Source organism: Streptomyces sp. NBC_00376, assembly GCF_036077095.1.
Taxonomy (GTDB): Bacteria; Actinomycetota; Actinomycetes; order Streptomycetales; family Streptomycetaceae; genus Streptomyces.
In genome coordinates, this window is the sequence record NZ_CP107960.1 from 7,842,891 (window position 1) to 7,859,002 (window position 16,112).

General features: G+C 70.8%; 17 protein-coding genes. 11 read left to right on the forward strand and 6 right to left on the reverse strand.

Annotated elements, in window-relative coordinates:
- Positions 1 to 81: 81 nt before the first annotated feature.
- From OG842_RS35190 to OG842_RS35200, 3 genes are all read right to left on the reverse strand, one after another.
- Positions 82 to 669 (reverse strand): DUF5134 domain-containing protein, encoded by a 588-nt coding sequence (locus tag OG842_RS35190; RefSeq protein ID WP_266735070.1) that lies wholly within the window; start codon positions 667 to 669, stop codon positions 82 to 84.
- A gap of 161 nt (positions 670 to 830) precedes the next feature.
- Positions 831 to 1,655: a phosphoenolpyruvate hydrolase family protein gene (locus OG842_RS35195; protein WP_266735068.1), complete on the reverse strand. Its 825-nt coding sequence runs from the start codon at positions 1,653 to 1,655 to the stop codon at positions 831 to 833.
- A gap of 59 nt (positions 1,656 to 1,714) precedes the next feature.
- Positions 1,715 to 2,968: a Tm-1-like ATP-binding domain-containing protein gene (locus OG842_RS35200; RefSeq protein ID WP_266735066.1), complete on the reverse strand. Its 1,254-nt coding sequence runs from the start codon at positions 2,966 to 2,968 to the stop codon at positions 1,715 to 1,717.
- Positions 2,969 to 3,095: 127 nt separating this feature from the next.
- On the opposite strand from OG842_RS35200, the gene yczR reads away from it, so the two are divergent.
- The gene (yczR, locus tag OG842_RS35205) at positions 3,096 to 4,508 is read left to right on the forward strand and encodes an aminotransferase-like domain-containing protein (protein ID WP_266735064.1); all 1,413 of its coding nucleotides are present in this window, start codon (positions 3,096 to 3,098) and stop codon (positions 4,506 to 4,508) included.
- Positions 4,509 to 4,526: 18 nt separating this feature from the next.
- On the opposite strand, the gene OG842_RS35210 is transcribed toward yczR, so the two are convergent.
- Complete coding sequence (locus tag OG842_RS35210) at positions 4,527 to 4,913, reverse strand: VOC family protein (protein ID WP_266735062.1); 387 nt, start codon at positions 4,911 to 4,913, stop codon at positions 4,527 to 4,529.
- 77 nt (positions 4,914 to 4,990) lie between these two features.
- On the opposite strand from OG842_RS35210, the gene OG842_RS35215 reads away from it, so the two are divergent.
- Complete coding sequence (locus OG842_RS35215; protein ID WP_266735060.1) at positions 4,991 to 5,542, forward strand: GNAT family N-acetyltransferase; 552 nt, start codon at positions 4,991 to 4,993, stop codon at positions 5,540 to 5,542.
- Between the two features lie 12 nt (positions 5,543 to 5,554).
- Here OG842_RS35215 and OG842_RS35220 read toward each other — a convergent pair whose 3' ends face one another.
- A complete protein-coding gene (locus OG842_RS35220) occupies positions 5,555 to 6,205 on the reverse strand; it encodes a glycerophosphodiester phosphodiesterase (RefSeq protein ID WP_266735059.1) in 651 nt (216 codons plus the stop codon).
- A 319-nt stretch (positions 6,206 to 6,524) separates the two neighbouring features.
- Here OG842_RS35220 and OG842_RS35225 point away from each other — a divergent pair, with 319 nt between their 5' ends.
- From OG842_RS35225 to OG842_RS35240, 4 genes are all read left to right on the forward strand, one after another.
- Positions 6,525 to 7,922, forward strand: coding sequence for a DUF6421 family protein (locus OG842_RS35225; RefSeq protein WP_266735058.1), 1,398 nt, complete (start codon positions 6,525 to 6,527; stop codon positions 7,920 to 7,922).
- A 26-nt stretch (positions 7,923 to 7,948) separates the two neighbouring features.
- A complete protein-coding gene (locus OG842_RS35230; RefSeq protein ID WP_266735056.1) occupies positions 7,949 to 8,716 on the forward strand; it encodes an SDR family NAD(P)-dependent oxidoreductase in 768 nt (255 codons plus the stop codon).
- The gene (locus OG842_RS35235; protein WP_266735054.1) at positions 8,695 to 9,774 is read left to right on the forward strand and encodes a threonine aldolase family protein; all 1,080 of its coding nucleotides are present in this window, start codon (positions 8,695 to 8,697) and stop codon (positions 9,772 to 9,774) included. The genes OG842_RS35230 and OG842_RS35235 overlap by 22 nt, the downstream gene beginning before the upstream one ends.
- A gap of 86 nt (positions 9,775 to 9,860) precedes the next feature.
- On the forward strand, positions 9,861 to 10,460 hold the full coding sequence (locus OG842_RS35240; RefSeq protein WP_266735053.1) for a transglutaminase domain-containing protein: 600 nt from the start codon (positions 9,861 to 9,863) through the stop codon (positions 10,458 to 10,460).
- Between the two features lie 107 nt (positions 10,461 to 10,567).
- Here OG842_RS35240 and OG842_RS35245 read toward each other — a convergent pair whose 3' ends face one another.
- Positions 10,568 to 11,290 carry a lysophospholipid acyltransferase family protein gene (locus OG842_RS35245; RefSeq protein ID WP_266735051.1) on the reverse strand — a complete coding sequence of 241 codons (723 nt, stop codon included), beginning with the start codon at positions 11,288 to 11,290 and terminating at the stop codon, positions 10,568 to 10,570.
- 194 nt (positions 11,291 to 11,484) lie between these two features.
- Here OG842_RS35245 and OG842_RS35250 point away from each other — a divergent pair, with 194 nt between their 5' ends.
- From OG842_RS35250 to OG842_RS35270, 5 genes are all read left to right on the forward strand, one after another.
- Positions 11,485 to 11,835: a TlpA family protein disulfide reductase gene (locus tag OG842_RS35250; RefSeq protein ID WP_443064024.1), complete on the forward strand. Its 351-nt coding sequence runs from the start codon at positions 11,485 to 11,487 to the stop codon at positions 11,833 to 11,835.
- A 196-nt stretch (positions 11,836 to 12,031) separates the two neighbouring features.
- Positions 12,032 to 12,538: a flavin reductase family protein gene (locus tag OG842_RS35255; protein WP_266735047.1), complete on the forward strand. Its 507-nt coding sequence runs from the start codon at positions 12,032 to 12,034 to the stop codon at positions 12,536 to 12,538.
- Between the two features lie 203 nt (positions 12,539 to 12,741).
- Positions 12,742 to 13,527 (forward strand): electron transfer flavoprotein subunit beta/FixA family protein, encoded by a 786-nt coding sequence (locus OG842_RS35260; protein WP_266728488.1) that lies wholly within the window; start codon positions 12,742 to 12,744, stop codon positions 13,525 to 13,527.
- Between the two features lie 141 nt (positions 13,528 to 13,668).
- Positions 13,669 to 14,631 (forward strand): electron transfer flavoprotein subunit alpha/FixB family protein, encoded by a 963-nt coding sequence (locus tag OG842_RS35265; RefSeq protein ID WP_266728490.1) that lies wholly within the window; start codon positions 13,669 to 13,671, stop codon positions 14,629 to 14,631.
- A 178-nt stretch (positions 14,632 to 14,809) separates the two neighbouring features.
- Positions 14,810 to 16,108, forward strand: a complete 1,299-nt coding sequence (locus tag OG842_RS35270) for a DUF6986 family protein (protein ID WP_266735045.1) — start codon at positions 14,810 to 14,812, stop codon at positions 16,106 to 16,108.
- Positions 16,109 to 16,112: the final 4 nt, after the last annotated feature.

A 16,112-nucleotide genomic window follows, 5' to 3' on the forward strand; every position in this document is an offset into this window, starting at 1 on the left:
CAGCCTATGAGGGGTGCGGTACCCACGGGTATGGCTGTGCGCGGCAAGTGACGCAGACCACGGTTTGACCGGCCGGCTGTCTCACAGAGCGAGCAGCATCGCGAACATGGCCATCCCCATCGTCAGCCGGCAGGCGAGCGCCATCTCGGGCCGCGCGGTCCAGGAGCCGCCGGCCGGGCCACCGCCACCGCCCGCCGGGACGGGAGCGGCGGCCACGGGTATCAGCCGGGCCCCCGACCGCAGCACGTACACCGCGTAGTAGGCGAGCAGCAGCCCGGTCAGCGCAGGGACGCCCCCGGCCGCCGCGACCCCGTGTCCCAGGTGTCCGCCGTGCGCCGCAGCGCCGCCCGGTGCCATCGTCAGGGCCATGTAGACCATCGCCGAGGACCCGACGAGATGGTGCAGATGGTGTCCGCTGCGCCGCGAGAACCACAGCGCGCGCAACGAGGCGGCCCCGAACAGCGCCGCGTACACCGCCCATGCCCACTCGGGGGGTGTCACGACGGCCGCCGGGACCGCCATGGCGGCCATGCCGAACCCCATCAGCGCCTCCGCACGCGCGGTCCTGCGCCCCTCCCCGGTCTCGCCGCGGGTGCGCAGCAGGCAGTACGCACCCGTCGTCGCGCACAAGGCCATCAGCAGCCAGCCCGACATCGCCGATCCGTGCACAGCGCACCTCCCCCTGGCCGTACGACGCGGTTCCCCTTGGTCGATGCCCGGACAGGGACCGTCGTACGCGGCGCACTGAAGTACAAGGGGAGCGCGCGGCAGGAGCGTTTTCCCGCCGCGCGCTGCGTCTTCGTCCTCCCGCCGGCCGATTCGCCCTCTCGTCAGCCGAGAGTGAGGGACTTGAAGGCGCGTGCCTGCTCGGTGATGGCCCGCTCCGTGGGCAGCCGTTCCATGGAAGAGGCGCCGAAGAAACCGGCGATCCCCGAGGTGTGCTCCAGGACGTAACGGGCGTCCTCCGGTTCGGCGATCGGGCCGCCGTGGCAGAGCACGACGATGTCGGGATTGACGCGCTTCGCGGCGTCGTGCATCTCCTGCACGGCGGCGGCGGCCTGATCGAGCGTGAGCGCGGTCGAGGCGCCGATGGACCCCTTGGTGGTCAACCCGACGTGCGGTACGAGGACATCGGCACCCGCCCGCGCCATTTCGGCGGCCTGCTCGGGGTCGAACACATAGGGCGCGGTGAGCAGATCGCGTTCGTGGGCCTGGCGGATCATGTCGATCTCCAGACCGAAGCCCATGCCGGTCTCCTCCAGGTTCTCGCGGAACCTGCCGTCGTAGAGCCCGACGGTGGGGAAGTTCTGCACGCCGGTGAAGCCGATGGCCTTCAACTGGTCGAGGAAGTTGCCCATGATCCGGAACGGGTCGGTGCCGCACACCCCGGCGAGCACGGGGACGTCCCGCACCACGGGCAGGACCTCGCCCGCCATGTCGAGCACGATGGCGTTGGCGTCGCCGTACGGAAGCAGGCCCGCCAGCGAGCCCCGCCCGGCCATCCGGTACCGCCCGGAGTTGTAGATGATCAGCAGGTCGACGCCGCCGGCCTCCGCGCACTTGGCGGACAGGCCGGTGCCTGCGCCCGCGCCTATGACGGCCTTGCCTGCTGCGACCTGCTCGGTCAGGCGCGACAGGGCTTGGTTGCGGTTCACGGATGGACTCCTGATTCGGTCGGTGGGTTTCTCGCCGCTGCGACGTGCGGATGCGAGGTTCAGACGTTCGGGTGCGAACGTTCCTGGGTGCTGATCAGCTGGTGGAGGTGGTCGGCGGCGGCGACGCCGAACGACGGGTCGTTGAGATGTGCGCCGATCTCGCGCAGATCGACGGCGCTGCCCCGCAGGGCGGCGCGCAGGGCGGCCAGTCCGGCCGCGTCGGCCTCCGGATCGTGGAACGGCCCGCCCTGGGCGTCCACGGCGGAGATGCCGCCCAGCGGCCAGAGGACCGCGGTCGGGCCGTGCGCCGAGGCCAGCTTCCGCCCCATGGAGGCGCCGAGTCCGGTCATCTCCTCGGCCGTGGTGCGCATCAGTGTGACGGTGGGGTTGTGCACGAGCAGCCGGCGATCCGCGAAGCGTTCCGGAACGGTGTCGGCGGGGCCGAAGTTGACCATGTCCAGCGCGCCGGGCGCGACCACCTGAGGCACGCCGGTCCGGCCCGCCGCGGTGAGCCGGTCGGGGCCGGCGCTCAGCACGCCGCCGACCAGTTCGTCCGCGAGCTCCGTGGTGGTCAGGTCCAGGACACCCGCGAGGAACCCGCCCGAGGCGAGCTTCTCCAGCGCCCGGCCGCCCGCACCGGTGGCGTGGAAGACCAGGACCTCGTAGCCCAGCTCGTCCAGCCGCCGGCGGGCGGCGTCGACCGCCGGCGTGGTGACGCCGAACATGCTGGCGCCGATCAGCGGGCGCCCCTGGGGCCGCGACTCGTTCAGGCTCCGCTCGTGGTGGATGGCCATGCCGGCCGCCGCCGCCACCGCGTTGCCCATGATCTGCGAGGACACCGAGTTGATGCCCGCCACGTCGACGACGCTGTACATCATGGTGATGTCGCTGCTGCCCACGTACGGCGACACGTCCCCGCCGGCCATGGTGGACACCAGCACCTTCGGGACGCCGATGGGCAGCGCCTGCATGGCACGCGCGGCGATGAACGACCCGCCGCTCCCGGCCACCGCCAGCACCGCGTGCAGCTGCCCCTCGCGGTGCAGATCACCGACGATCCGCTCGACCCCGTCGGCCATGGCGGACACCGCCGCACCGCGGTCCCCGCCGGCGCGCAGCGCCTCCAGACCGTGCCCGGCGCGTCGCGCGACGGCCGCCGCGTCGATGTCACCCGCGACCGTGCCCGCCGGCGACGGCATCACCCCGGCATCGACGAGCACCACGTCGCAGCCCGCTTCGCGGAGCCGCGCCGCGAGCCACTCGTACTCCGCCCCCTTGGTGTCCAACGTCCCGACGAGCACCACGGTCGCCATGTTCCTGCTCCTTTGCAACGGCGTTCTCCCGATCATGTGCGAGCCGCCGGAGGGCGGCAAAGACCACTTGGGGGCAATTGGCCTGCGGCGGGCGATGACGAGCGCACGGACCGCAGATGATGGAGGGATGGACCGCATTCCTCCCACCCGGCTGTCCCGTCTGCTCACCGGGTGGTCCAAGGACGGCACGGGCGCGATGCCGCGACTGCTGGCCGAGGCGCTGCGCGAGCTGGCGCAGCGCGGCGACGTGGCACCGGGCACGGTGCTGCCCTCCCAGCGCGCCCTGGCGACGGCGCTGGGCGTCAGCCGCTCCACGGTGACGGCCGCGTACGGACTGCTGGAGGCCGAGGGGTGGCTGGAGAGCCGGCAGGGCAGCGGCTCCCGGCTGCGGGGTTCCGGCGCGGTGGGCGAGCCGGCGACCGAGGGGCGGCTGGCCAGCTTCGGGACCAGGGACGGCGGCATCGACCTGTCCAGCGGGGCGCTTGACGGCCTGCCCGCGGTCGCGGCGGCCGTCGGTGACCTGTCGGCCGGTGACCTCACCGCCGCGCTGGCCGGCGACGGGTACCTCCCGTACGGGCTGCCCGAGCTCCGCGAGGGGATCGCCGAGTACCACCGCTCGGCGGGCCTGCCGACCTCTGCGGAACAGATCCTGGTGACCGCCGGATCCCAGCAGGCCGTCTGGCTGATCACCCAGGGCCTGGTCGAACCCGGTGACACGGTGATCGTGGAGGACCCCACCTACCGCGGCGCGCTCGAAGCGCTGCGCGGCCGAGGCGCCCGGCTCGTCCCGCTGCCCGCGGGCGGGGCGCACGGCGCCCGCGCGCTGGCCCGGCTGGCCGGCCACGTCCGGCCCCGCCTCGTCTATCTGCAACCGTCCGTCCACAACCCCACCGGACGCGGCATGGACGAGCCCACCCGCCGCGCCTGGGCCGCCGTACTGGCCGAACAGGGCCTGTACGTGGTGGAGGACAACGCCTACGCCGAACTGTCCCTGCTCGACGACGCCGCGCCCCGCTCCCTCGCCGGCCTGCTGCCGCCCGCCGCCACGGCCACCGTCGGCACCCTGTCCAAGCTCTTCTGGGGCGGCCTCCGGCTGGGCTGGATCAGGGCCTCCACCACCGTGATCCGGCGCCTGGCCGACATCAAGAGGTCCGTCGACCTGTCGTGCCCGGTGGTGGATCAGATGCTCGCCGTGAAGCTGCTGGGGCAACTGCCCGAGGCCCGCGCCCGGCGCCGCTCCCGGCTGCGCGAACGTCTGGCGGAGACCGAACGGCTGCTGAGCGAGCAGCGGACCGGCTGGCGGTGGGAACGCCCCGCCGGTGGCTCAGCCCTCTGGGTGGAGATCCCGGGCGCCGACGCCGAAGCCACCGCCCAGCTGGCCCGCCGCGCGGGCGTACTGATCGTCCCCGGTCCGGCCTTCTCCGCCGTGGACGGCTTCCGCCACCACGTGCGACTTCCCTTCGCCGACGACGACGGTGGCCTTGCGAAGGCCCTGCCCGTGCTCGTCGACTGCGCGCGGCGCAGCCGCGCCCCGCACTGACGGCGCCACCGCGTCGGCTCAGGGGCGATACCGCAGCGGATGGTCCGCCGGGACCTCCACCATCACGATCCGGTGCCCGTCCGGATCGCGGATCCACATCTCGATCAGCCCCCACGGCTCGCGAACCGGCTCCCGCAGCACCTCGACGCCGCGGGCCGACAACTCCTCGTACGCCGCCCGCACATCCGCGACCTGCATCCACAGTTGCAGGCCGGGCACCGGCGGCTCGGCGGCGCGTCCGGACACCTCCAGGAAGCCGCCGCCGAGGAAGTAGACCGTGCCCCGCTCGGGGCCGGTGCCGAACTCCCGGTAGACGGGCAGTCCGAGGGACTGGCCGTAGAAGACGCGGGACCGTTCGGGATCGGCCGGGCGCAACAGGATCCGGCTGCTCAGCACATGAACCATGCGCCCGAATCTAGTTCGGGACAGCCGGGTTACGCTGCTCCGGCACGGCCACAGCACAGAAACGGAGAGCCACGCCCATGGACACCGCCCCCGCCCAGGACCCGGGACAGCTGACCTTCCGTGACGCCGCCGACGCCGATGTGCCCGCGCTGGTGACGCTGATCGAGTCGGCGTACCGCGGGGACTCCAGCCGGTCCGGCTGGACCACCGAGGCGGACATCCTGCAGGGGCAGCGGACGGACCCGGACGGTGTGCGTCAGGTCCTCGAAGCGCCCGGCAGCCGACTGCTCGTGGTGGAGCGCGACGGCGGGCTCGTCGCCTGCTGCCAGCTCGAACACCGCGGCGACGCCGCCTACTTCGGGATGTTCGCGGTCCGTCCCGGACTGCAGGGGGCGGGGCTCGGCAAGGTGATCATCGCCGAGGCCGAGCGCACCGTCAGGGAGAGCTGGGGCGTGAGCGAGATGCACATGACCGTGATCTCGGTGCGCGAGGAGCTGATCGCCTGGTACGAGCGGCGCGGCTACCGCCGTACGGGAGAGCTCAGCCCGTTCCCGTACGGCGACGAGCGCTTCGGTATTCCGCAGCGTGACGACCTCGCCTTCGAACTGCTGGTCAAGGACCTCGTCTGACCGGGACCGTGATCAGGCGGTGAAGCGGCCGGCGCGGCGGATCTCCGGGTAGTCGGTGGTCGCGCCGTCCAGCCGCAGGGCGCGTGCCAGCCGCAGATGGTCCTGGGTGTTCACCACCCAGCCGATGACCTTCAGCCCCTCGGCGTGCGCCTGTTCGGCCACCTCCAGGGTGAGGCGGCGGATGTTCAGCGCCAGCGTCGCCGCCCCCACCGCCTTCGCCCGGTCCACCACATCGCCCTGCCAGCGGCTGGCGATGAGCACGGTCCGTACCCCCGGCACCAGCCGGGCGATCTCGGCCACCGCCTCGTCGTGGAACGAGGACACCTCGACCCGGTCGACGAGATCGCGTCTCAGCATCACCTCGGCCAGCGCGCGGGCCGCCGCCGCGTCCTTGATCTCGGCCTGCACAGGGGACCGCACGGCGTCGAGCACCTCCTCGAAGACCGGCACCCGCTCGCCCTGTCCGGCATCGAGTTCCCGCAGCTCGGACAGGGTCTTCTCGTTGATCGCCCCGGTGCCGTCGGTCGTACGGTCCACATCGGCGTCGTGCATGACGGCCAGCGCGCCGTCCTTGCTCAGATGAAGGTCCAGCTCGATCACGTCCATTCCGGCCCGTTCCGCGTGGACGAACGAGCGCAGGGTGTTCTCCGGCTCGACACCCATCACTCCGCGATGTCCGATGGTGAGAAAAGACAAGGCAACCCGCTTTCCGTCGACGGCGTCTCCCCGCTGCCGTTCCTACCCACGAGGCACTGCGGCATACGGCGATCCGGCAGCCCCGACCCCACTGGGGGAGCGGTGAAGCGGCGGACACCCGCAATGCGCGTCCGGCCGACGGAAGTAGTCGCCGAGAACGTTCCGCGCAGGAAGAATCGCGGTGACCATGGGGGGCGGCAGGATAATTTTCAGGACCCCACTTGTCTCAAGGAACCGCACATGGATACGGTTGCTTAACGCGAGGTTCTCCTGTGGAGGAAGTGTTATGACGGAAATTCTTGTGCAGGACGCTGCTGCGGGCGGCATAGCAACGGATCAGAGGGTGGTCGATCATCCCGCCTGGCCCGCACTCAAGAATGCCGTGGAGGAGATCCGCCCCTGGCAGTCGAAGGACGGTTCCATCGACTTCGAGGCCGAGGGTGCGCCGTCCCCCGAGGCCGCACGGTCGACGCTGGACCGTGTGATCGCCGCGGTCGAGGAGCTCTCCCCGCTGCTGCCGCACGACGCCGCGTACCACCGCGCCCTCGCCGCGGACCTGCGCCGCTGGGCCGCGGACGGCTTCGGCGTACCGGACTTCCTGGACTCGCTGCTCGCCTTCCAGCCGGCCAAGAACCGCACCGACGGTCTGCAGCACCTGGCCGTCTTCGCGATGTACACACAGAACGGCAACCCGGACCGCAACCTCGAAGCGGTCGTGCTGCGGATGGTCTGGCCCGAGTGGCTGGCCGAGCTCGAAGCCACCCGCTACGACAACCCGCTGTTCTGCGGCATCACCTTCGAGGACTTCACCTCGGGCTACGACACCAACTCCGCCGTGCTCTTCCCGGAGACCATCGCCGTGCGCGAGGCCCCCGAGCGCTTCAGCTGGGGCGGCATCTTCTGCGACCGCGAGGCGGCCCGCTTCCGCCGGGTCACCGAGGCCTCGGTCGAGCTGCTCGGCGTCGAGCTGCCCGACGACATCCGGGAGATGGTCGCCGACCAGCAGCGCTGCGAGCAGGCGTTCGTCCTGTGGGACATGGTCCACGACCGCACCCACAGCCACGGCGACCTGCCCTTCGACCCCTTCATGATCAAGCAGCGCCAGCCGTTCTGGATGTACGGCCTGGAGGAGCTGCGCTGCGACCTCACCGCCTTCAAGGAGGCCGTGAAGCTGGAGGCCGAGGGCAACCCGCACGGCCGTGACGTCCAGTACGCCGTCCTCTTCGACCGGATGTTCCGCTTCCCCGTAACCGGCGAGCGCGTCCGCAACTACGACGGTCTCGGCGGCCAGCTGCTCTTCGCGTACCTCCACAAGCACGACGTGGTCCGCTGGACCGACAACACGCTGAAGATCGACTGGGACCGCGCCCCGCAGATCACCAACCAGCTCTGCGCCGAGATCGAGAAGCTCTACCGCGACGGCATCGACCGCCCCAAGCTGGTCCACTGGTTCGCCGCGTACGACCTGGTCTCGACCTACCTCGCCCCGCACCCGGGCTCCCGCTGGGCCAAGGGCCCGGACGCGCTGGACCTGTCGCAGCCGCCCCGTAAGCTCGTGGACGATGTGCTTCCTGACGAGTTTCCCCTGAGCATGTTCTATGAGGCGCTTTCCAAGAAGCTGAAGAACGTGATCGCCTCGACCAAGGGGATCACCGCCGCGGATGCCGAGCGGGCAGCCGCGTGAGCGCCGGGTCTGAGGAGGCGGTGGCCATGAACGGAAACGGCAGGGGCAACGGGAGCGGTGCTCTCGAAGGCGCCGTGGTCGCGGTGGCCGGGGCCGCGGGCCCGGCCGGGCGGGCCACACTGATGAGGCTCGCCGAGGCCGGTGCGACGGTCGTCGCCTCCGACGCGGACGCCGCCCGCCTGGCCGAGGCGGTCGACGCCGCGCGCTACGCCCATGGCGGCGCCACCGTCACCGGCGACACGGTCGATCTGCTGGACCTCGGTGCCGCCCGTGAATGGGCGGACAAGACCGAGAAGGAATTCGGCCGGATCGACGGCCTGGTCCACCTCGTCGGCGGCTGGCGCGGCAGCCCGAGCTTCGCCGAGACCGACCTCGCCGACTGGAACCTGCTGGAGAAGCTGCTGATCCGTACGGTCCAGCACACCTCGCTGGCCTTCCAGGACGGTCTCCAGCGCAGCGACCGTGGCCGCTATGTGCTGATCAGCGCGGCCGGGGCGTCCAAGCCCACCGCTGGAAACGCCGCCTACGCCGCGTCGAAGGCGGCGGCCGAGGCCTGGACGCTCGCGCTCGCGGACGCGTTCCGCAAGGCGGGGGGCGACGAAGGGCCCAGGACCGCGGCTGCGATCCTGGTCGTCAAGGCACTGGTGCACGACGCGATGCGCGCCGAGCGCCCCAATGCGAAGTTCGCGGGCTTCACCGACGTCAAGGAGCTGGCCGATGCCATCGCCGGCGTCTGGGACCGGCCCGCCCCGGAAGTGAACGGAAAGCGCCTGTGGCTGACCCCACAACCGTAAGGACCGACGCGCGGCGCCACCACGACCCGCAGATCCGCGGTTTCGCCAGCGACAACTACGCGGGCACCCACCCGGAGATCCTCGCGGCCCTCGCCCTCGCCAACGGCGGTCACCAGATCGCCTACGGCGAGGACGAGTACACCGAGCACCTCCAGCGCGTCATGCACAGCCACTTCGGCCCCACCGCCGAAGCCTTCCCGGTCTTCAACGGCACCGGCGCCAACGTCGTCTCCCTCCAGGCGATGACCGACCGCTGGGGCGCGGTGATCTGCGCCGAGTCCGCCCACATCAACGTGGACGAGGGCGGCGCCCCGGAGCGGGTGGGCGGCCTCAAGCTGCTCACCGTGCCCACCCCGGACGGCAAGCTCACCCCCGAGCTCATCGACCGGCAGGCATACGGCTGGGACGACGAGCACCGTGCCATGCCGCAGGTCGTCTCGATCGCCCAGAACACCGAGCTGGGCACGGTCTACACACCCGACGAGATCCGCGCCATCTGCGACCACGCCCACGGACACGGCATGAAGGTCCATCTGGACGGGGCCCGGATAGCCAACGCCGCGGCGTCGCTGGACGTGCCGATGCGTACGTTCACCAACACCGTCGGCGTCGATGTGCTGTCCTTCGGCGGTACGAAGAACGGGGCGATCTTCGGCGAGGCCGTGGTCGTCCTGAACCCGGACGCCGTCCGCGCCATGAAGCACCTGCGCAAGCTGTCCATGCAGCTCGCGTCGAAGATGCGCTTCGTCTCCGTGCAGCTGGAGGCGCTGCTCGCCGGGGACCTCTGGCTGCGCAACGCCCGGCACGCCAACGCGATGGCCCAGCGGCTCGCCGAGGGCGTGCGGACGGTGGACGGGGTGGAGATCCTCCACCCCGTCCAGGCCAACGCCGTCTTCGCCCGGCTGCCCCACGAGGTGAGCGAGCGGCTGCAGAAGCGCTTCCGCTTCTACTTCTGGGACGAGGCGGCCGGCGATGTCCGCTGGATGTGCGCCTTCGACACGAGGGAGGACGACGTCGACGCGTTCGTCCTCGCCCTGAAGGAAGAGATGGCGAAGTAGCCAAAAATTGATAGTGACTGGATAGATATGCGGTCGACCGGAAAGTCATTGACTCTCGGTCGGCCGCACATCTACGCTCGGCGCCCATGGAACTGATCCAGCAGGTCCCTGAACTCTCCGCCTACCTGGCGGCCGACGAGGCCATCGACCACGAGCATCCGCTGGTGCGGGAGAAGGTCGCCGAGCTCCGTGGCGACACCATCGACGCATATGCATACGCGTCCGCCGCCTACGCCTTTGTGCGCGACACCATTCCGCACTCCGCCGATTCCGGCGACATGCGGGTCACCTGGCGAGCCTCCGACGTCCTCGCTACGCGGAACGGCATCTGCCACTCCAAGTCCCACGCCCTGGCCGCCCTCCTGCGCGCGGCGGGCATCCCGACCGCTCTCTGCTACCAGGCCCTCGCTGACGACAACGGGGAGCCCGGTCCCGTGCACGGGCTGATCGCGATCCGGCTGCCCGGCCGTGACCGCTGGTACCGCCAGGACGCCCGCGGCAACAAGCCCGGCGTCGACGCGCAGTTCTCGCTCGACGAGGAGCGGCTGGCCTGGCCCGTCCGGCCCAGGACCGGCGAGGTGGATTACCCGCTCCTGTACGCGGCCCCGCATCCGGCGGTGCTGCACGGCCTGCGGTCCGCCGAAGACCGCCCGCAGCTGTGGCGCACTCTTCCCACGGCGCTCTGAGCCGGCGAAACGACGCGCCGAGCCGGCGACATGGCACACCGAGCCGGAAAGGCGTCACTCCGGGCAGCGGGTCGACGCCCGCTCCCCGGAGTGACGTTTCGGCCGTGTCAGCTCCTCTCCCGCACCTCGGCGGGGGTCGGGGCCGTACCGCCGAGGTGGGCGGGGACCCACCAGGTGTCGCTCGCGTCCTTCGGGCGCACGGGATAGGCGCGCTGGGCCGCCTCCAGGAGCTCCTGGACCCGCTCCCGCAGCCGCCGCGTGATCGCGCCCGCGTACTGGTCGGCGGGTGCCTCCACGGGCTCGCCGACCCGGATCGTCACCGGCACGTGGTTGCGCTTGAGATTGCGCGGCCGGCCCTTGGTCCACAGGCGCTGCGTCCCCCACAGCGCCATCGGGATCAGCGGTACGCCGGCCTCCTGGGCCAGCCGGGCGGCGCCCGACTTGAAGCTCTTCAGCGTGAACGACTCCGAGATGGTGGCCTCGGGGAACACACCGACGATCTCGCCGGCGCGCAGCGAGGCGAGCGCGTGCGCATACGCGTCCTCGCCCTGCTTGCGGTCGACGGGGATGTGCTTCATGCCGCGCATCAGCGGTCCCGAGATCTTGTGCCGGAAGACCGACTCCTTCGCCATGAAGCGGACCAGCCGCTTCTGCGGCAGGGCCGCGAGCCCGGTGAAGATGAAGTCCAGATAGCTGATGTGGTTGCTCACCAGTACCGCGCCACCGGTCTTCGGGATGTGCTCGGAACCCTGAGTGTCGATCTTCAGGTCAAGCGCCTTGAAAAACGTACGAGCGGCGCCGATGACCGGCCGATAGACGAGTTCTGCCATCTGGGGAAGACCCTTCTTCAGCGCCTGAGGAGGGTTCTCCCGGCGGAAGTTACGCAGCCGTAGGTTTGCGGCATTGCGCCGATCGTGCCCCATGCGCGACGCGGTGGCCAGTCTCCGAGGGCTCGGGGCGCGAGATTCTCGTCACGTGGAACCTCCGGGAATGTCTCGCGGGCCGGTGGCGCTGACCTCTTGCGATGAGCTCTGACAGGAGGCCGAAGGTGGACGGGCAGACGTGTGGAGAGCCGCTGGACGCGGCCCGGCTCGGCGCCGAACTGGGGGAGCGGGCCACCCTCGTGCAGTTCTCCAGCGCGTTCTGTCAGCCCTGCCGGGCCACCCGCCGGACCCTCGCCGAGGTGGCGCGCATGGTGGACGGCGTGGCCCATGTGGAGATCGACGCCGAGGCGCATCTCACCCTCGTGCGGGAGCTGGAGATCAGCCGGACGCCGACCGTGCTGGTCCTCGACGCGGCCGGCCGGATAGTCCGACGGGCCGTCGGCCAGCCGCGCACCGTCGACGTGGTCGCCGCTCTGGGACAGGCGATGTGACGGACAGTGATACATCTCCCACATCGCGGAACGGCCTTGACTGCACTGGCCATGCATCGTCAGTCTGACGCTATGCCACCGGAAGTCCTTCTTTACGGCCGGGTCCACGTGGATCTCGCCCGCAACGCGAGTGCGCGCTGTCCGGGTGCCTGAGCAACCACGGCCCCGTACGCCACTTCCGCAGAAGGACATGTCCATGACGGCATCGCCCGAGCTCGGCACCACCCGCACGGCCTCTCCCGAGCTGCTCCGCTCGGTCTTCCGGCAACACGCCGCCGGCGTGGCAGTGATCACCGCCGCAGGTGACCGCCCGGTCGGCTTCACCGCCACCTCCCTCAACTCCGTGGCCGCCGAGCCACCGCTGATCTCCTTCGGGGTCGGCACCGCGTCCTCCAGCTGGCCGGTCCTGGCCGAGGCCGAGCACATCGGCGTCCACATACTCGGCGAGCACCAGCAGGAGCTGGCCGCCACATTCGCCCGCAGCGGCGCCGACCGCTTCGGCCCGTCCACCTATTGGCGCAGTGGGCCCGAAGGAGTGCCGGTGCTCGACGGCGTACTGGCGTGGCTGGTCTGCCGCGTGGTCGCCCGCGTCCCGGCCGGGGACCACCGGATCGTGATCGCACAGGCCGTGGTCGGGGATCCGGCCGGAGGCGGCCGTCCGCTGATCTATCACCAGGGCCGTTTCAACGCGCTGCGGGACTGACTCCGCCCAGGCGCCGCACGGGGTGCCGTACGTTGGGCATATCACAGTTCCGAGCGCTTGCTCATGGGTGAGCCGCTGGGTGTACTGGCTAGTAATATTTCCGGTCGAGGCGTCGGTCGCCCCGACCGGAAACCGCCCCATCAGGCGCCTATGCTGCGTGCAACAAGGCAGCCCGGAAATGACGATGCAGTAGGAGAGCCGGCGTGAGCTTGAGGATCGTTGTCTGTGTGAAGTACGTGCCCGACGCCACCGGTGACCGGCATTTCGCCGATGACCTGACGGTGGACCGTGAGGATGTGGACGGTCTGCTGTCGGAGCTCGATGAGTACGCGGTGGAGCAGGCGTTGCAGATCGCGGACGAGGCGGACGAGGCTGAGGTCACCGTGTTGACGGTGGGTCCGGAGGATGCCAAGGACGCGTTGCGCAAGGCGTTGTCGATGGGTGCGGACAAGGCGGTTCATGTCGAGGACGACGATCTGCACGGCAGTGATGTGATGGCTACGTCGCTGGTGCTGGCGAAGGCTGTGGAGAAGGCCGGGTACGACCTGGTGGTCTCGGGGATGGCGTCGACGGACGGGACGATGGGTGTGGTCCCGGCGTTGCTGGCGGAGCGTCTGGGTGTGCCGCAGGTGACGTTGCTGTCCGAGGTGTCGGTGGCGGACGGTGTGGTGCGGGGCCGTCGTGACGGTGACAGTGCCTCGGAGCGGGTGGAGGCGTCGTTGCCGGCGGTGGTGTCGGTGACGGACCAGTCGGGTGAGGCGCGTTACCCGTCGTTCAAGGGGATCATGGCGGCGAAGAAGAAGCCGGTCCAGTCGTGGGATCTGGAGGATCTGGGGATCGAGGCCGGTGAGGTGGGTCTGGAGGGTTCCTGGAGCGTGGTCGATTCGGCGGCGGAGCGTCCGGCGCGGACGGCGGGCACGATCGTGAAGGACGAGGGCGAGGGCGGCCGTCTGCTGGCGGAGTTCCTGGCGGGCCAGAAGTTCATCTGACCCCGGTCCCCGGCGCCTGGCCCCCGGCGCCCGGCCTCTGGCCCCGGTTCCGGTTCCGGTGTCTGTTCGGTTTCGGGTTGGGGTTGTGGTTCCTGTTGTGCTCCCCCTGTTTCTTCGTTACTCGCAGGAGATTGAAGTCCCATGGCTGAAGTTCTGGTTTTTGTCGATCACGTGGACGGTGCGGTTCGCAAGCCCACGCTGGAGTTGCTGACGCTGGCGCGTCGTCTGGGTGAGCCGGTGGCGCTCGCGGTGGGCGCGGGTGCCGGTGGTACGGCGGCGGTGCTGGGTGAGCACGGTGCGGTGCGGGTGCTGACGGCGGAGGATGCCGAGTTCGGCGAGTACCTCGTGGTGCCGAAGGTGGATGCTTTGCAGGCGGCGTACGAGGCGGTGTCGCCGGTGGCGGTGCTGGTGCCGTCGTCGGCGGAGGGCAAGGAGATCGCGGCGCGTCTGGCGGTGCGGATCGGTTCGGGTCTGATCACCGATGCGGTGGATCTGGAGGCCGGTGAGCAGGGTCCGGTGGCCACGCAGTCGGCGTTCGCGGCGTCGTTCAGCACGCGGTCGCGGGTGTCGCGGGGCACGCCGGTGATCACGGTGAAGCCGAACTCGGCTCCGGTCGAGCCGGTCGCGGCGGCGGGTGCGGCGGAGGTGCTGGCGGTGTCGTTCTCGGCGCTGGCGACGGGGACGCGGGTGACCGCGCGGACGCCGCGTGAGGCGACGGGCCGTCCGGAGCTGACCGAGGCGGCGATCGTGGTCTCGGGTGGCCGTGGGGTCAACGGTGCGGAGAACTTCGCGCTGATCGAGGCGCTCGCGGACTCGCTGGGTGCGGCCGTGGGTGCCTCGCGTGCGGCGGTGGACGCGGGCTGGTACCCGCATTCCAACCAGGTCGGCCAGACCGGCAAGTCCGTGTCCCCGCAGCTGTACATCGCGTCGGGGATCTCGGGTGCGATCCAGCACCGGGCCGGGATGCAGACCTCGAAGACGATCGTCGCGATCAACAAGGACGCCGAGGCCCCGATCTTCGACCTCGTGGACTACGGCGTCGTCGGCGACCTCTTCCAGGTCGTTCCCCAGCTCACCGACGAGGTCAAGTCCCGCAAGGGCTGACCCCCGGCCAGGCCGGAACACCCCCATCCGACGGTCCGGGGCCGTGTGGTGCACACGCACCACACGGCCCCGGACCGTTTCCGGTCACCATTGACGCAGGTCCGACGGCCTTATAACTTCACTATACGGATTGTTGATTCCGGGAAGCGGAAACAGCGTGACTGTGGAAGGTGTGGAAATGGGTCAGCAGGAGAAGGTGGCAACGAGCCTCGCAGGTGCGGTCAGCGAGGAGATCAGCGCTTCCCTCACCGCGGTCGACGCCGAGCTGGCACGCCGCTACCCCGGGGACCCGGGTACGCGCCAGCCGGTCCACACGGTCTACGTACCCGGCGACACGTTCGTGGCGGGCACCATCCGCTCCTGGGGCGACCAGGCACTGGAGGCGCTCGACGAGCACGCCCCCGACGCCGCCTCGTTCGCCGCCGTCCTCGGCATCCCGGACGAACTCGCCGGGCCCGTCCACGACCGGGTGCGCGCCAAGCTGGAGCGCGAGCCGATCGAGGACCTCCGCATCGACTTCGAGGACGGCTACGGCCCCCGCCCCGACGCGGAGGAGGACGAGTCCGCCGCCCGTGCCGCCCGGCTGGTCTCGGAGGTGTACGCGAACGGCACGGCGGCCCCGTACATGGGCATCCGGATGAAGTGCATGGAGGCTGCCGTACGCGACCGGGGCATCCGCACCACGGACGTCTTCCTCACCGGTCTGATGCAGGCCGGCGGCCTTCCCGACGGACTGGTCCTCACGCTGCCCAAGGTGACGTACCCCGAGCAGGTCACGGCCTTCGTCCGGCTGCTCGAAGCGTTCGAGGAGGCGCACGGGCTGCCCGCCGGGCGGCTCGGCTTCGAGATCCAGATCGAGACGAGCCAGTCCATCCTCGCCGCCGACGGCACCGCCGCCGTCGCCCGCATGATCGACGCGGCGCGGGGCCGGGCCACCGGCCTGCACTACGGCACCTTCGACTACAGCGCCTGCGTCGGCGTCAGCGCTGCCTACCAGGCCAGCGACCACCCGGCCGCCGACCACGCCAAGGCCGTCATGCAGGTAGCCGCCGCCGGCACCGGCGTACGGGTCTCGGACGGCTCCACCAACGTCCTCCCGGTCGGCCCCACGCCCCAGGTCCACGAGGCCTGGCGGCTGCACTACGGCCTCACCCGCCGCGCCCTCGCCCGCGCCTACTACCAGGGCTGGGACATGCACCCGGGCCACCTGCCGACCCGCTACGCGGCCGTCTACACCTTCTATCGCGAGGGCCTGGAGCAGGCCGCGGCCCGCCTCGCCGCGTACGTGGCCAAGGCCGGTGGCGACGTCATGGACGAGCCCGCCACCGCCAAGGCCCTCAGCGGCTACCTGCTGCGCGGCATCGACTGCGGCGCCCTGGACACCGCCGAGGTCGCCCGGCTGACCGGGTTGACGCGGGACGACCTGGACGCCTTTGCCTCGCCGCGGCGCGGGGGACTGACGGTGACGGCCCCGTAGGCCC

Bases quoted from the DNA above. Each gene is read 5' to 3' on its own strand.
- OG842_RS35245 (WP_266735051.1), bottom strand. From the start codon at position 11,290: ATGGCAGAACTCGTCTATCGGCCGGTCATCGGCGCCGCTCGTACGTTT.
- OG842_RS35240 (WP_266735053.1), top strand. From the start codon at position 9,861: ATGGAACTGATCCAGCAGGTCCCTGAACTCTCCGCCTACCTGGCGGCC.
- yczR (WP_266735064.1), top strand. From the start codon at position 3,096: ATGGACCGCATTCCTCCCACCCGGCTGTCCCGTCTGCTCACCGGGTGG.
- OG842_RS35255 (WP_266735047.1), top strand. From the start codon at position 12,032: ATGACGGCATCGCCCGAGCTCGGCACCACCCGCACGGCCTCTCCCGAG.
- OG842_RS35270 (WP_266735045.1), top strand. From the start codon at position 14,810: ATGGGTCAGCAGGAGAAGGTGGCAACGAGCCTCGCAGGTGCGGTCAGC.
- OG842_RS35210 (WP_266735062.1), bottom strand. From the start codon at position 4,913: ATGGTTCATGTGCTGAGCAGCCGGATCCTGTTGCGCCCGGCCGATCCC.
- OG842_RS35200 (WP_266735066.1), bottom strand. From the start codon at position 2,968: ATGGCGACCGTGGTGCTCGTCGGGACGTTGGACACCAAGGGGGCGGAG.
- OG842_RS35220 (WP_266735059.1), bottom strand. From the start codon at position 6,205: ATGGGTGTCGAGCCGGAGAACACCCTGCGCTCGTTCGTCCACGCGGAA.
- OG842_RS35230 (WP_266735056.1), top strand. From the start codon at position 7,949: ATGAACGGAAACGGCAGGGGCAACGGGAGCGGTGCTCTCGAAGGCGCC.
- OG842_RS35265 (WP_266728490.1), top strand. From the start codon at position 13,669: ATGGCTGAAGTTCTGGTTTTTGTCGATCACGTGGACGGTGCGGTTCGC.
- OG842_RS35215 (WP_266735060.1), top strand. From the start codon at position 4,991: ATGGACACCGCCCCCGCCCAGGACCCGGGACAGCTGACCTTCCGTGAC.
- OG842_RS35250 (WP_443064024.1), top strand. From the start codon at position 11,485: ATGAGCTCTGACAGGAGGCCGAAGGTGGACGGGCAGACGTGTGGAGAG.
- OG842_RS35225 (WP_266735058.1), top strand. From the start codon at position 6,525: ATGACGGAAATTCTTGTGCAGGACGCTGCTGCGGGCGGCATAGCAACG.